This is a genomic window from Allosphingosinicella deserti (assembly GCF_003012735.1).
Taxonomy (GTDB): Bacteria; Pseudomonadota; Alphaproteobacteria; order Sphingomonadales; family Sphingomonadaceae; genus Allosphingosinicella; species Allosphingosinicella deserti.
The window spans coordinates 202415-216584 of record NZ_PXYI01000007.1 but is presented as its reverse complement, the minus strand read 5'-3'; the positions used below and the strand labels follow the sequence as shown (position 1 = coordinate 216584).

Genomic DNA, 14170 nt, shown 5'->3' with positions numbered 1-14170 from the left:
CTAGAGCGCGCTCCAATGGACAAGGTTTCTTTCGGCTTCGAGGACGTCGCACCGGATGAGAAGACCCGCCGCGTAGGCTCGGTCTTCTCTCGGGTCGCCGCCCGCTACGACATCATGAACGACTTCATGTCGGCGGGGCTGCATCGCCCCTGGAAGGACATGTTCGTCCGCCGGGTAAGACCGCGTGCGGGCGAATCGATCCTCGACATGGCCGGCGGCACCGGCGACATCGCCTTCCGCATGGCGCGGCACGGCGCACGTGTGACGGTTTCCGACATCAACGAGGAGATGCTCGGCGTTGGCAAGGATAGAGCGGCGAAGCAGGGGCTGGAGGGCCTCAGCTGGATCCGACAGAATGCCGAGGAGCTGACCTTCGGCGACCGGCACTTCGACGCCTATACGATCGCGTTCGGGATCCGGAACGTCACCCACATCCAGAAGGCGCTCGACGAAGCCCACCGCGTGCTGAAGGTGGGCGGCCGTTTCTTCTGCCTCGAATTCTCGACGACGACCTGGCCCGGCTTCGACAAGATCTACGACGCGTATTCGATGCGGGTCGTGCCGAAGATCGGCAAGATCGTCGCGCAGGACGAGGACAGCTATCGCTACCTTGTCGAATCTATCCGCCGCTTCCCGCCAATGGCCGAATTCAAGGCGATGATCGACAAGGCCGGCTTCGTGCAGACCAAGGTCGAGCCGATCCTCGGCGGCCTTGTGGCGATTCACAGCGGCTGGAAGGTCTGACTTGACCCACCCTGTCGTCCACGTCTGGCGGCTCCTCAAATGGGGACGCGTTCTGGCTCGTCACGGTGCCCTTCGCGGTATCGAGCGCGATCCGAACACGCCCCCGCAGGTGCGCCGCCTCGCTCGCATTGCCCGCTTCGGCGCCCGCATCCCGGCCGTGCCGACCTATGGCGAGGCCTTTCAGGAGCTCGGGCCAGCTGCGATCAAGTTCGGTCAGGCGCTTGCCACCCGGCCCGATCTGGTCGGTGCCAAGGCCGCGAACGACCTTCAGCTTCTGCAGGACAATCTTCCCGCGGCGCCGTTCAGCCAGGTGCGCGCGGCGATTGAGCTGAGCCTCGAGCGCCCGCTCGAGCAGATCTTCTCCAGCATCGACGAGGAGCCGGTCGGCGCCGCCTCGATCGCCCAGGTGCACCGCGCCGTCACCACCGAGGGGCGGCAGGTTGCGATCAAGGTGCTGCGGCCCAACATCGAAGAGGATTTCGCACGGGCGCTCGACACCTATCAATGGGCGGCGGCGCAGGTGGAAGGAATGGGCGGCGAGGTCGCGCGCCTCCGGCCACGCGCCGTGATCGCCCATTTCAAGCAATGGACGGCACGGGAGCTCGATCTCCGGCGGGAGGCCGCGTCCGCATCCGAACTTCGGCAGAATCTCGTCGCCGAAAGCGGCTTCTACATCCCAGAGATCGACTGGAGCCGCACGGCACGTCGAGTGATGACGCTCGAGTGGATCGACGGCATCAAGCTCACCGATCGCCAGGCCCTGATCGATGCCGGTCATGATCTGAAGGCGATGGCCGCCACCTTGGTCCGCGCGTTCCTCCGTCAGGCGGTGGTGGACGGCTTCTTCCATGCCGATCTTCATCAGGGCAATCTGTTCGCCCTTCCCGACGGGCGGCTTGCGGCAATCGACTTCGGGATCATGGGCCGGATCGATCGGCAGGCGCGGGTCTGGCTGGCCGAGATCCTGTATGGTTTGCTCACCGGAAACTATCGGCGCGTCGCCGAAATCCACTTCGAGGCGCAATATGTGCCTTCCTATCACAATGTCGACGAATTCGCGACCGCGCTCCGCGCGGCCGGGGAGCCGATCCGCGGCCTGCCGGTGAAGGATATCTCGATCGGGCAGATGCTCGATTCGCTGTTCACCATCACCCGAGACTTCGACATGAAGACTCAACCGCACCTGCTGCTTCTGCAGAAGACGATGGTGATGGAGGAAGGCGTCGCCCACACGCTCGATCCCGACATCAACATGTGGGAGACGGCAGAACCGTTCCTGCGCGAATGGGTGCGCGGCGAACTCGGGCCGGAGGCGCAGCTTGCCGATCGCCTGGTTCGGGATTTCCGCACCCTGGCGATGGTCCCCGACCTTATTCGACGGATCGACTATTATTACCCTGCGCCCGGCGCCGCACCGCCCGATCCGCCTATGGCTGACGTCGCTCTGGTCGTGCGACCGCGCCGCTATGGCAGCTATGTCCTGACCGGCTTTCTGTCGGCGGCTCTCGGGATCACGGCGACCTTGCTGCTGACATGAGTGGGCCGCTTACGCAGCGGCTGCGCCATGTTCCGGCCGATCTCGATCCCGACGCCGTGGCCGCCGTAGACACGCGCATTGCCGAAATTCGGCAGGCGCATGATGTGGCGATCGGTCTTGCGATCGAAAGCGGCAGCCGTGCCTGGGGCTTCCCGTCGCCCGATAGCGATTACGATTGCCGCTTCGTCTTCGTCCGCCGGTCCGAGGCTTATCTGTCTCCCTGGCAGATGCGGGACGTGATCGAGACGCCGCTCGAAGGCCTGCTCGACGTCAATGGATGGGACTTCGGCAAAGCGCTCAAGCTGCTGCTCAAGGGTAATGCGGTGATCGTCGAATGGCTGATGTCGCCGATCGTCTACGATGCCGACGTCCAGTTCGTCACCGATCTGCGGGAATTCGCGGAACGATACGGCAATCGCGAAGGCACGGCGCGCCACTATCTGCACCTCGGCGAGAAGCAGCGGCGCACCTATTTTGCCGATGGCAAGCACGTGCAGCTCAAGAAGCTGTTCTACGCGCTGCGCCCGGCGGCCGCGCTGCGCTGGCTCCGGCTCCATCCGGAGCGCGCGATCGCGCCCATGCATTTTCCCACCCTGATGGCTGAGTGCAATGCTCCGGAGGATGTGCGCGCGCTTACCGAGGAGTTGATCCTGCGCAAGGCGGAGACGCGCGAGCTTGGCGAAGCCCCGCTGCCGCCGCCGATCGAAGCGTTCGTCGATGCCGAATTCGCCACGGCCCGTCAGCGCTTGCCGCGGGCTGTCGGCCAATTGGCGCCGGAAGCGAAAGCCGCCGCCGACCAATTGTTCAGATCGGCGCTGGAACGGTTCGACCCTGCCCACACCTCGACTTTCGCAGCGGCAGTTGCCAGATAAGCGGCGTGAACGGCAAGCGCATCCTCCTCATCGTCGGCGGCGGCATCGCGGCCTACAAGGCCTGCGAGCTCATTCGCCTGATCCGCAAGGCCGGAGGAAGTGTCCGCTGCGTGCTGACCAAAAGCGGGGCCGAGTTCGTCACTCCGATGACGCTCGCCGCCCTCTCAGAACAGCCGGTCCATACCAGCCTGTGGGATTTGAAGGATGAGGTCGAGATGGGGCACATCCAGCTCAGCCGCGAAGCCGACGTCGTCCTGGTCTGCCCGGCGACGGCGGATCTCATGGCCAGGATGGCCGCGGGGATCGCCGACGATCTCGCCGCTACCCTGCTCCTTGCCACCGACAAGCCGGTGATCGCGGTGCCGGCGATGAACGTCCGCATGTGGCTGCATGCGGCGACCCGACGCAACGTTGAACGCCTGCGCGCAGACGGCGTGACGGTGGTCGAGCCGGACGAAGGCGACATGGCCTGCGGCGAGTACGGCCCGGGCCGCCTGCCGGAACCGTCCGTCATCGTAGACGCGCTGAAGGCGCATTTCGCGGGAGCTCGGCCTGGCGCAGCCGCGACTGGCGCGCGACCGGCCGATCTCGCGGGCAGACACATCCTCGTCACTGCGGGTCCGACCCATGAGCCGATCGATCCGGTGCGGGTGATCGCCAATCGCTCCTCGGGCAAGCAGGGCTTTGCGATCGCCGGAGCGCTCGCGCGGCGCGGCGCGCGCGTGAGCCTGGTCGCAGGACCGGTCTCCCTTCCCACGCCCGCAGGTGTCGATCGGATCGATGTCGAGACGGCGGAGCAGATGAAGGCCGCGGTGGAAACCGCGCTTCCAGCCGATGCGGCGGTCCTGGTTGCGGCCGTTGCAGACTGGCGGGTCGAGAGCGCCGGCTCGAAACTCAAAAAGGCAGACGGACCCCCGCAGTTGCGCTGGACCGAGAATCCGGACATCCTTGCCGGGCTCGCCGCAAGCGACGATCGCCCTGCTCTCCTGGTCGGCTTTGCCGCCGAGACGCAGAACGTCGTCGAGGCCGCCAAGACCAAGCGGCTGCGCAAGGGTTGCGACTGGATCGTTGCGAACGACGTGTCGGGCGATGTCATGGGCGGCGAGCGCAACCGGGTCCATATCGTCTCCTCCGGCGAAGTGGAGAGTTGGGAGGAGGCTCCCAAGGACGTGGTGGCATCCCGGCTGGCGGAACGCATCGCCATTCATCTGACAAGGGCCGACCGTCCGACGTGACTTGCCCTCTGGCGACCCACATCTCAGAGCGACCTCATCCCGCCTGGTGCGAAATCCGCTGTCCGACTGCGCGCGACGCGTGCTCCGCACAGAGCGGGCTTGAATTCGAATGCGCCGGTGGAGATCGATAGGGCCGGCTTCGGGGCGCGCTTGGCTTGAACCGCATATCGACCTGAAAGCCGATGATCACGATCAGTCGCCGTGATCGTCCAGCAAGCACACGAATGGAGGTTGCCAGGTCGACGGCCGGTTCGTAGCGCTTCTGGCGGATTCACGAGTCCGGGTGCGCGGACGTGTCACAGCGAGCGAGGCAAGAATGATCGAGATCGAAGTCAAACGACTGCCGAACGGCGAAGGACTTCCTTTGCCCGGCTACGCCAGTGCAGGCGCAGCAGGACTCGATGTGGTCGCGGCCGAAAGCCTGACCCTCGCGCCTGGCGCGCGTCATGCAGTCGCGACCGGATACGCGGTCGCGATTCCGGCCGGTTACGAAATCCAGGTTCGCCCGCGCTCCGGCCTCGCGCTCAAACACGGCATCACCTGCCTCAATACACCCGGTACGATCGACAGCGACTATCGCGGCGAGGTGAAGGTGATCCTCGCCAATCTCGGCGACTCGCCGTTCGAAATCGTCCGCGGCGAGCGCATCGCGCAATTGGTGCCCGCCCCAGTGCTCCGGGCCGCCTTCATTGAAGTCCGGGAGCTCGGCGAGACCGATCGCGGCGCCGGCGGCTTCGGCTCGACCGGCCAGTGAGCCTCACCGACGACCAACTCGATCGCTACGCCCGTCATATCGTCCTGAAGGAGATTGGCGGCGACGGACAGAAGCGGCTGATCGAGGCGAATGTAACGGTGATCGGCGCCGGCGGCATCGGCGCGCCGGCGCTTCAATATCTTGCAGCGGCCGGGGTCGGCCGCTTGCGGGTGATCGACGACGACGTGGTTTCCCTCGACAATCTGCAACGTCAGATCCTGTTCGGCACCGAGGATATCGGCCGCGGCAAGACGGTGGTCACCGGCGAAGCGGTCCGTCGGCTGAACCCGGCGATCCGCTTCGACGGCATCGCGGAGCGCCTGAACTCTACGAATGCTGCGACGTTGATCGGCAATCCGGATCTGGTCCTCGACGGCTGCGACAATTTCGCCACCCGCTTGATTGTCTCCGATCATTGCACGCGCGAGAGGATCCCCCTGGTGTCGGCAGCGATCGGCCAGTTTCAGGCGCAGATCGGCACCTTTCGCGGCTGGGAGGCCGGGTTGCCCTGCTATCGCTGCTTCGTCGGCGACGCGTTCGATGCCGACGATTGCGACACTTGCTCGGCGCTTGGCGTTCTGGGCGCAATGGCTGGCCTGGCCGGCAGTTTCGCCGCGCTCGAAGCGATCCGTCAGATCATCGGATTCGGCGAACGCTCGGTGGGCAAGCTCCACATCTTCGATGGCCTGAAGCCGGAGTTGCGAACGATCCGGATCGTCAAGGATCCCGCCTGCTCCGGCTGCTCGCCTCAGGCCGGCAGCTGACCCTCGACATCCTGCAATTGCAGGATGCTCAGTCCGACCAGGCCAAGTCCGACCGCCAGATCGAACCCGCGCAACGGCCGGATCCGCGATCCACGCCGCCGGGTGAGCATGTCGATCAGGGTCATCACGAGGATGGACAGACCGCAAAGCCCCATCACGGCCGCAAGGATCGCAAAGGGCCAGGTCAACACGCCCCCGAAGCGGCGGAAGAACGGCCACAGGAGGATTGCAAGGAGACCGGCCGTGGTGCCGATCCCGCTTGCCCGTGCGAAGCTCCAGCCGCGCATCAATCCTTCTTCTTGGCGGCGGCTTTCTTGGCCGGTGCCTTCTTGGCTGGTGCCTTCTTAGTGGCACCATCCTTCGCCGCCGCCGGCTTTTTGGCGGGGGCCTTGCGCCCCTTCTTCGCCGGTGCGCCCTTGGCAGCCCGCTCATCGATCAGCTGTGCCGCTTCCTCAAGCGTCAGCGCGTCTGGCTGCATCGATTTGGGGAGGGTCGCGTTGGTGGTGCCGTCGGTGACGTAAGGGCCGAAGCGCCCTTCCATCAGCTTGAGCTCCAATTCGGTGCGCGGATGGGCACCGAGCACCTTCAGCGGCTCGCGCGCAGCGCCTCGGGCGCGACCGCCGCCTGCGGCGGCCTCGGCGAGTTTGACGACGGCGGCATTCATGCCCGTCTCGAAAACATCGGCAGTCGAGCTCAAGCGCGCATACTTGCCGTCATGGGCGAGATAGGGCCCGTAGCGTCCGATCGAAGCGGTGATCGGGTTGCCGGTCTCCGGGTGCAGACCGATCGTGCGCGGCAGGGAAAGCAGGCGCAGCGCCTGTTCGAGGTCGACCGCAGCCTGGCCGATATCCTTGGGAATCGAACTGCGCTTGGCTTCCTTGCCCTCGCCCAACTGGACATAGGCGCCGAAGCGGCCGGTGCGCAGGCTGACCTCCTCGCCGCTCTCCGGATCGGTGCCAAGCACCGCCGGCCCCGCATCGCCGGCGCCGGCCTCTTCGCCGCCCTGGCCGAACCGCCGGGTGAACTTGCACTCGGGATAGTTGGAGCAGGCGACGAAGGCACCGAAGCGGCCGCCGCGCAGGGCGAGCCGGCCTTCGCCGCAGGCCGGGCAGACGCGGGGATCGCTGCCGTCATCCTTGTCGGGGAACAGCCACGGCGCCAGGAACTCGTCGAGCGCGGCGGTGATCTCCGATGGCTTCTGCTCCATGATCTCGACCGTCTTCGGCTTGAAATCGCGCCAGAAGTTCTCGAGCACCTTCTGCCATTGGGCACGTCCGCCGGAGACGTCGTCGAGTTCGTCCTCCAGATGGGCGGTGAAATCGTAGGAGACGTAGCGTTCGAAGAAGCGCTCGAGGAAGGCGGTGAGCAGACGCCCACTCTCCTCCGGTGTGAACCGGTTCTTCTCGAGGAGCACGTAGCCGCGATCCTTCAAGGTCTGCAGGATCGCCGCGTAGGTGGACGGCCGGCCGATGCCGAGCTCCTCCATCTTCTTGACCAGGCTCGCTTCCGAATAACGCGGCGGAGGCTGGGTGAAATGCTGTTCGGACGCGACCCGCTTCTTGGCCGGTGCATCGCCTTCGCGAAGGCGCGGCAGCCGGCGCGCATCCTCGTCCTGCTCATCAGCGGAGCCATGCTTGGCGGAGCTGCGATCGGGGTCATCACGGCCTTCCTCGTAAAGCGCGAGAAAGCCGGGGAACAGGACGACCTGGCCGGTGGCGCGCAGCGCATGCTGGCCGGTCCCGTCGGTAAGCTCGGCGGTGGTGCGCTCCAGCCGGGCCGAGGCCATTTGGCTGGCGAGCGCGCGCTTCCAGATCAGCTCGTACACCCGCCCATGGTCGCCAGACCCAGCCTTGTTCTTGCCGAAATCGGTCGGACGGATCGCTTCGTGGGCTTCCTGGGCGTTCTTCGCCTTGGTCTCGTAATGGCGCGGCTTGTCCGGCACATAGCCGGCGTCGAACCGGTCGGCGACCGCCTTGCGGGCGGCCGAAATCGCTTCCGGCGCCATCTGCACGCCGTCGGTCCGCATGTAGGTGATGGCCCCGTCCTCGTAGAGCCCCTGCGCCACCCGCATCGTGTGGCTGGCCGAGAAACCGAGCTTGCGCGCGGCCTCTTGCTGCAGGGTCGAGGTGGTGAACGGCGCGGGTGGATTGCGGCTGAGCGGCTTGGTCTCGACGCTCGCAACGGTGAAATGGCCCGCCTCCACGGCGGCTTTCGCCGCCTCTGCCATTTCCTTGTCGCCGATGCTCAGGCGATCGAGCTTGGTGCCGTTGAAGCGGACCATCCGCGCCATGAATTCCTGGCCGTCCGCCTCCATGAAGGCGGTGACGCTCCAATATTCCTGCGCCTTGAACAGCTCGATCTCGCGCTCGCGATCGACGATCAGGCGCAAGGCGACCGACTGAACCCGGCCCGCTGACTTGGCGCCCGGCAGTTTGCGCCAGAGCACCGGCGACAAGGTGAAGCCGACTAGATAATCGAGCGCGCGGCGCGCCCGGTAGGCATCGATCAGATCCTCGTCGAGCGCACGCGGCTTCTGCATCGCCTCGGTCACGGCCGATTTGGTGATCGCGTTGAAGGTGACCCGCTCGACGTCCTTGGGCAGCGCGCGGCGTTTCCGCAAAACCTCCTGGACATGCCAGCTGATCGCCTCGCCCTCGCGATCGGGGTCGGTCGCGAGGATGAGCGTGTCGGCCGTCTTGGCCTCGTCGGTGATTGCCTTCAATTGCCGCGCCTTGTCGGCATAGGCCTCCCATTCCATCGCGAAGCCGGCGTCCGGATCGACCGACCCATCCTTGGCGGGCAGATCGCGGACATGGCCGTAGGAGGCGAGCACGCGGTAGCCGCTGCCCAGATATTTCTCGATGGTCTTGGCCTTGGCCGGGGACTCGACGACGACAAGCTTCATTGCGGGCTTCTATCCTTCACACGTACGCGCGAGAGTGGAGATCGCCTCCACCGTGCGTCAAGCGCCTGTCGGCAATCCTCGGATCCGGGTAGGATCTGAGCATGATGATCGATACCGACGCCTTGCAGTGCCTCGAGGCCAGGCTGCGCGCCGACCATGACGTGCCCGGACGCGCCTATCACAGCTTCGCCCATGTCGAGGATTGCCTGACGAAGCTCGCACATGTCGACGGGATCGACGATCGCGAACGGTACCTGCTTCGCCTGGCGATCCTTTGGCATGATTCGATCTACGATCCCACCCGCAACGACAATGAGGCGCGCAGCGCAGAGCGCGCGATCCGGGAACTGACCGCGGTCGGCTCCGGCAGCGGCGAAGCACAAGAGGTGGGGCGTCTCATCCTGCTTACCAAGGGGCACCGGGTGACGCCGGGCGACCGCTTGGGAGCGATCCTCGTTTCGATCGATCTCTCCATCCTCGGCGAATCGCCGAAGCGCTACCGGGACTATGCCGAGGCGATCCGCCAGGAATATGCGCATGTGCCGGAGGCGCTCTATCGCGCCGGACGTCGACAAGTGCTGGAGCATATCCTCGCTGCCGACCCGCTCTACCCATATCCGCCGCTGCGCGACCGATACGAGGCCCAGGCGCGGCGCAACATGGCGGCGGAGATGGAGCGGCTTGGCTAAGCCCTCTGCGCCTCACAATCAGGCGAAAACTTCTTCGAGTGCCGTCTTCCTCGGGATGCGCAATTCCAGGAAGGCAATCGCCGCATACCAGCTCGTTACGACCGTCAGATTGGTCACCGCATCAATCGCAACGGTTGCGAGCGGTGCCGGCTCGGCTGTGAACAGGTCCCCGTTGAAACTCGCGATCACGACCGCGATCAGGAGAATAATCATGGGCGCGTACAGGATGAGAAGCACGCCAAAGACTGCGCTTCCATGACCCTCGGCCGTCTGCCAGCTTTTCCGTAAGGCGTCGCCGATCCCAAGATTGCCGCTGAGCGCGATCGGAATGGCGCTGAACCAGCGCACGGAAAGCAGCACACCCGGCGCGATCAGGGCACAATAGCCGAAAAGGATCGCCGCAGTGGAGAGGAGAGAGATGGCGAACACGACGGCGAGGCGGTCGCCGGTAACGTCCCCGAACCGCCGCTTGAGCAGCCGCTTGGTCACAGCATATTGCGCCAGAATGAGCACGACGAACTCGATGAGCAGATTCCAATCGCTCTCCGGGAGGCTGGCCTGGAGCGCGAAACTGCCCCCGGTCAGCATCGCCGTAACGACCAGAAAGGGGCCGGGGTCGGGTCGCAGTATGTCGAGCGTACGACCCAGAATGGCCCGCGTCGTAATCTCTCCGTCCATCAGAGTGCGCTGACCTTTCCGCCGGCATGCCTCTCCAGCCGTGCCGCGAGTTCGAGTTCGAGCAGCACCGTGTGAACGATGGCGGGCGTCAGACCGGTCTGACGGATCAGCTCGTCGACCGGCACCGGCGTCGCGTTGAGCAGACCGGCGATCGCACGCCGTGCCTGATCGTCCGCATCCGCGGTCGGCTCCGGCGCCGCATAGGGGATCTCGCGCTGACGAAACGGACCGATGCGTCCGGGGCTCAGCGCCTCGAGCACGTCTTCGGCATTCTGGATCAAAGTCGCACCGTCGCGGATGAGGCCGTTGCAGCCCTGCGCACGCGGATCGAGCGGCGAGCCGGGCACCGCCATCACCTCGCGTCCGAAATCGGCGGCAAAGCGGGCGGTGATCAGCGATCCGGAGCGCGGCGCCGCCTCGACCACGACGGTGCCTAGGGCGATGCCGGCGATGATACGGTTGCGCGACGGGAAATGCCGGGCGCGTGGCTCGATGCCGGGCGGCTGTTCCGAGATCAACAGACCACGCTCGGCGATCGCCCGCTGCCGTGCTTCATTCTCGGGCGGGTAATAGACGTCGATTCCGCCGGCGACGACTCCGATGGTGCCGCTCTCGAGCGCCCCGTCGTGCGCGGCGGTGTCGATCCCGCGGGCGAGCCCGGAGACGACCACCGCGTCGGCCTCCCCGAGCGCCTGGGCGAGGATCCTGGCGAAACGGCAGGCCGCGGCCGACGCATTGCGGGCACCGACCACGGCTACCAGGGTGCGATCGAGCAGCGACAGATGCCCCTTGACGATCAGCGCCGGCGGCGCGGTTTCGGTTTCGGCAAGCAAGGCGGGATAGGCCCCCTGCTCGACGAACAGATAGCGCGCACCCAGCCTCGCGACCGCCTCCATTTCCGCTTCCACGGCGGCGCGGCCGACCAGCCTTGGCGCACGTCCGCCGCCGCGGGCCGCGAGGTCGGGGATCGCTGCGATCGCTGCGGACGCGGAGCCGAAGCGGGCCAGGAGCTGAAAATAGGTGATCGGGCCGATATTGTCCGAGCGGATGAGGCGCAGGCGGGCGACCTGGTCCTCGGTTGCGCCCGTATCAGCCATTCCTGGCCGTGCCGACCCGCGGCTCCGTGCCGGCAAGCAGTCGCCGTACATTGTCGCGATGCTTCCACAGCACCAGCAGCGCCAGCCCAAGGAACATCAAGGCCAGATCGTAGCGCCCGAGAATGGCGGCAGCGATCGGTGCGCTGAGCCCGGCCGACATGCCGGCGAGCGACGAATAGCGGGTGGCGGCGAGCAGTCCGATCCAAACCACCGCATAGGCCGCGGGCGCGGCCCAATGGAGATCCCCAAGGATCGCGAAGCCGAGAACGAGACCCATGAAGGTCGCGACGCCCTTGCCGCCCGCGAAACGCAGCCAGATCGGAAACATGTGGCCGAGCAACGCCGCGATTGCGGCGAGCTGCGCGGTGCCGGGGACGAAATGCTCGGCGAGCAGGACCGCCGCCGTGCCTTTCAGCAGATCGAGCAGCAAGGTCGCCGCCGCGAGGCCCTTGCGACCGGTGCGCAGCACGTTGGTCGCGCCGATATTGCCGGATCCGATCTTGCGGAGATCGCCCGCGCCGGTGAAGCGCGTGAGTAGGATGCCGAACGGGATCGATCCCAGCAGATAGCCAAGGACAAGGGCCAGCAGGGGACCGGCTATGCTATCGATCGTCACCACTTACTCCCCGAGAGTGCCGGAATGTAGCGGATCGCCCCCACCGCGCAACAATTTCGGCGCCTGCGCTCGTCGCTTGCGCAGCTGCGGCCTTGCCCTGTAGCGGAGCGCGATGAACGAACCCAGGCCGCTGCTCGTCTTCGATTCCGGCATTGGCGGCCTTTCCGTCCTGCGCCCGATCCGTGCGCTGCTGCCGACCGCACCGATCGTCTATGTCGCCGACAGCGCCGGTTATCCTTACGGCACCAAGTCGGCCGCGGAGATCGAGGCTCGGGTCCCCGCTTTGCTCGGCCGCCTTGCCGAGCGCTTCGATCCCGAACTGGTCGTCATCGCCTGCAACACCGCCTCGACGATTGCGCTCGACGCCGTCCGCGCAGCGCTCGATCTGCCGATCGTCGGCACCGTGCCGGCGATCAAGCCCGCGGCGGCTTTGTCGAAAACCCGGGCGATCGGCGTGCTCGGCACCGAGGCGACGGTGCGGCAGCCTTATGTCGATCGCCTCGCCGCCGAATTTGCGGCCGATTGCACGGTCGTCCGCCACGGCTCGGCGGAACTGGTCGACCTCGCCGAAGCCAAGCTTCGCGGCGAGACACTCGATCCCGCCGCCTTCGCGCGGATTCTCGATGCGCTGTACACGCGCCCCGGCGGGGATCGCATCGACACGATCGTGCTCGCCTGCACCCATTTTCCACTCGTCCAAGACGAGCTCGCCGCAGCGTCGTCACGTCCGGTGCGGTTCGTCGACGGCAAGGAGGGCATTGCCAGACGAACCGCGTGGCTCACGCGCAACCATCTCTGGCCGGAGAGTGCGCCCGAAGGACGCGCCATTTTCACCAGCCGCGCGACGGACTTCGACGCCTATCGCAGCGGGATGGCCGATTTCGGCCTCGCCCGTATCGAAACGCTGTAAAATCATCGCTCTTGCAGGATGGCTCCGGCTAGCCATCTCGGGGCGGAATCGCTATAGGCGGGCAGGTAGAGCCCCGGGGAGCGGACTTTTGGACTATCAGCGAATCTTCGCCCAGGCGATCGACCGGCTTCATGCCGAGGGCCGCTACCGTGTGTTCATCGACATCTTGCGCAACAAGGGATCGTTCCCGAATGCGCGCTGCTTTGCCGGGCATAACGGCCCCAAGCCGATCACCGTCTGGTGCTCGAACGATTATCTGGCGATGGGCCAGCATCCGTCGGTGATCGCGGCGATGGAGGAGGCGCTCCACGATGTCGGCGCTGGTTCGGGCGGCACCCGCAACATCGGCGGCAACACCCATTACCATGTCGATCTCGAGGCCGAGCTTGCCGATCTCCACGGCAAGGAAGCGGCTTTGCTGTTCACGTCGGGCTACATCTCGAACGAGGCGACGCTCTCCACCCTGGGCAAATTGCTGCCGGGCTGCGTGATCTTCTCCGACGAATTGAACCACGCCTCGATGATCGCCGGCATTCGCACCTCGGGCTGCGAGAAGCGGGTGTTCCGCCACAACGATCTCGCGCATCTCGAGGAATTGCTTGCGCAAGCCGATCCGGACGCGCCCAAGCTGATTGCGTTCGAGAGCGTCTATTCGATGGACGGCGATGTCGCGCCGATCGCCGCCATCTGCGATCTCGCCGACCGCTACAATGCGATCACCTATCTCGACGAAGTCCATGCCGTCGGCATGTACGGCGCACGCGGCGGCGGCATTTCGGAGCGCGACGACGTCGCCCACCGCCTGACCATCATCGAAGGCACGCTCGGCAAGGCATTCGGCGTGATGGGCGGCTACATCGCCGCCGACCGCAACATCGTCGACGTCATCCGCAGCTACGCACCGGGCTTCATCTTCACCACCTCGCTCTCGCCGGTGCTGGTCGCCGGCGCGCTCGCCAGCGTCCGCCACCTCAAGGCGTCCAGCGCCGAGCGCGAAGGTCAGCAGGCCGCCGCGGCGACGCTCAAGGCGATCTTCGCCGATGCCGGGCTGCCGGTGATGGCCTCGACCACCCACATCGTGCCGCTGATGGTCGGCGATCCGGTCAAGGCCAAGAAGATCAGCGACATCCTGCTCGCCGAATACGGCGTCTACGTCCAGCCGATCAATTACCCCACCGTCCCCCGCGGCACCGAGCGCCTCCGCTTCACCCCGGGACCCAGCCACGATGAGGCGATGATGCGCGAACTCGCCGGCGCGCTCGTCGAGATCTGGGACCGGCTCGAGCTCAGGGTGGCCGCCTAACCGGACCGCCACCGCCCTCTCTGTTGCGGGTTCCTCGGGACATTCGCACCGAACTCGCGATTGCGG

At 66.0% G+C, this 14170-nt stretch carries 14 protein-coding genes; 9 read left to right on the top strand and 5 right to left on the bottom strand.

Translation table 11 applies throughout. The features are described from left to right. Positions 1-15 precede the first annotated feature (15 nt). The 6 genes from C7I55_RS20390 to C7I55_RS20365 all read left to right on the top strand — a co-directional run bounded on the left by C7I55_RS20390 (position 16) and on the right by C7I55_RS20365 (position 5906). On the top strand, positions 16-744 hold the full coding sequence (locus C7I55_RS20390) for a class I SAM-dependent methyltransferase (protein WP_106514858.1): 729 nt from the start codon (positions 16-18) through the stop codon (positions 742-744). Position 745: 1 nt separating this feature from the next. After that, the gene (ubiB, locus tag C7I55_RS20385) at positions 746-2281 is read left to right on the top strand and encodes a 2-polyprenylphenol 6-hydroxylase (protein WP_106514857.1); all 1536 of its coding nucleotides are present in this window, start codon (positions 746-748) and stop codon (positions 2279-2281) included. After that, a complete protein-coding gene (locus tag C7I55_RS20380; protein WP_106514856.1) occupies positions 2278-3153 on the top strand; it encodes a nucleotidyltransferase domain-containing protein in 876 nt (291 codons plus the stop codon). The genes ubiB and C7I55_RS20380 overlap by 4 nt, the downstream gene beginning before the upstream one ends. Positions 3154-3158: 5 nt before the next feature. Continuing rightward, entirely contained in the window at positions 3159-4388 is a 1230-nt protein-coding gene (gene coaBC, locus C7I55_RS20375; protein WP_106514855.1) for a bifunctional phosphopantothenoylcysteine decarboxylase/phosphopantothenate--cysteine ligase CoaBC, read from the top strand. Positions 4389-4704: 316 nt separating this feature from the next. Further along, on the top strand, positions 4705-5142 hold the full coding sequence (gene dut / locus C7I55_RS20370) for a dUTP diphosphatase (protein WP_106514854.1): 438 nt from the start codon (positions 4705-4707) through the stop codon (positions 5140-5142). Beyond that, positions 5139-5906, top strand: coding sequence for a HesA/MoeB/ThiF family protein (locus tag C7I55_RS20365; RefSeq protein WP_106514853.1), 768 nt, complete (start codon positions 5139-5141; stop codon positions 5904-5906). The genes dut and C7I55_RS20365 overlap by 4 nt, the downstream gene beginning before the upstream one ends. Here C7I55_RS20365 and C7I55_RS20360 read toward each other — a convergent pair. Both C7I55_RS20360 and topA read right to left on the bottom strand, forming a co-directional pair. Beyond that, positions 5891-6193, bottom strand: coding sequence for a hypothetical protein (locus C7I55_RS20360; protein WP_106514852.1), 303 nt, complete (start codon positions 6191-6193; stop codon positions 5891-5893). The two genes, C7I55_RS20365 and C7I55_RS20360, sit on opposite strands and share 16 nt — an antisense overlap. After that, on the bottom strand, positions 6193-8811 hold the full coding sequence (topA, locus tag C7I55_RS20355) for a type I DNA topoisomerase (RefSeq protein WP_106514851.1): 2619 nt from the start codon (positions 8809-8811) through the stop codon (positions 6193-6195). The genes C7I55_RS20360 and topA overlap by 1 nt, the downstream gene beginning before the upstream one ends. A gap of 101 nt (positions 8812-8912) precedes the next feature. Here topA and C7I55_RS20350 point away from each other — a divergent pair, with 101 nt between their 5' ends. Continuing rightward, positions 8913-9500, top strand: coding sequence for an HD domain-containing protein (locus tag C7I55_RS20350; protein WP_199192964.1), 588 nt, complete (start codon positions 8913-8915; stop codon positions 9498-9500). Between the two features lie 18 nt (positions 9501-9518). Here the strand turns inward: C7I55_RS20350 and C7I55_RS20345 are convergent, their stop codons facing one another. The 3 genes from C7I55_RS20345 to plsY are packed head-to-tail and all read right to left on the bottom strand — an operon-like array spanning position 9519 to position 11891. Further along, positions 9519-10178 (bottom strand): glycerophosphoryl diester phosphodiesterase membrane domain-containing protein, encoded by a 660-nt coding sequence (locus tag C7I55_RS20345; RefSeq protein ID WP_106514850.1) that lies wholly within the window; start codon positions 10176-10178, stop codon positions 9519-9521. Continuing rightward, on the bottom strand, positions 10178-11275 hold the full coding sequence (gene dprA / locus C7I55_RS20340; protein WP_106514849.1) for a DNA-processing protein DprA: 1098 nt from the start codon (positions 11273-11275) through the stop codon (positions 10178-10180). Before dprA ends, C7I55_RS20345 begins: the two co-directional genes overlap by 1 nt. Further along, entirely contained in the window at positions 11268-11891 is a 624-nt protein-coding gene (gene plsY / locus C7I55_RS20335) for a glycerol-3-phosphate 1-O-acyltransferase PlsY (RefSeq protein ID WP_233222324.1), read from the bottom strand. The genes dprA and plsY overlap by 8 nt, the downstream gene beginning before the upstream one ends. A 112-nt stretch (positions 11892-12003) precedes the next feature. Here plsY and murI point away from each other — a divergent pair, with 112 nt between their 5' ends. Beyond that, positions 12004-12801, top strand: coding sequence for a glutamate racemase (gene murI, locus C7I55_RS20330; protein ID WP_106514848.1), 798 nt, complete (start codon positions 12004-12006; stop codon positions 12799-12801). Positions 12802-12889: 88 nt separating this feature from the next. Beyond that, the gene (gene hemA / locus C7I55_RS20325) at positions 12890-14104 is read left to right on the top strand and encodes a 5-aminolevulinate synthase (RefSeq protein ID WP_106514847.1); all 1215 of its coding nucleotides are present in this window, start codon (positions 12890-12892) and stop codon (positions 14102-14104) included. Positions 14105-14170 lie beyond the last annotated feature (66 nt).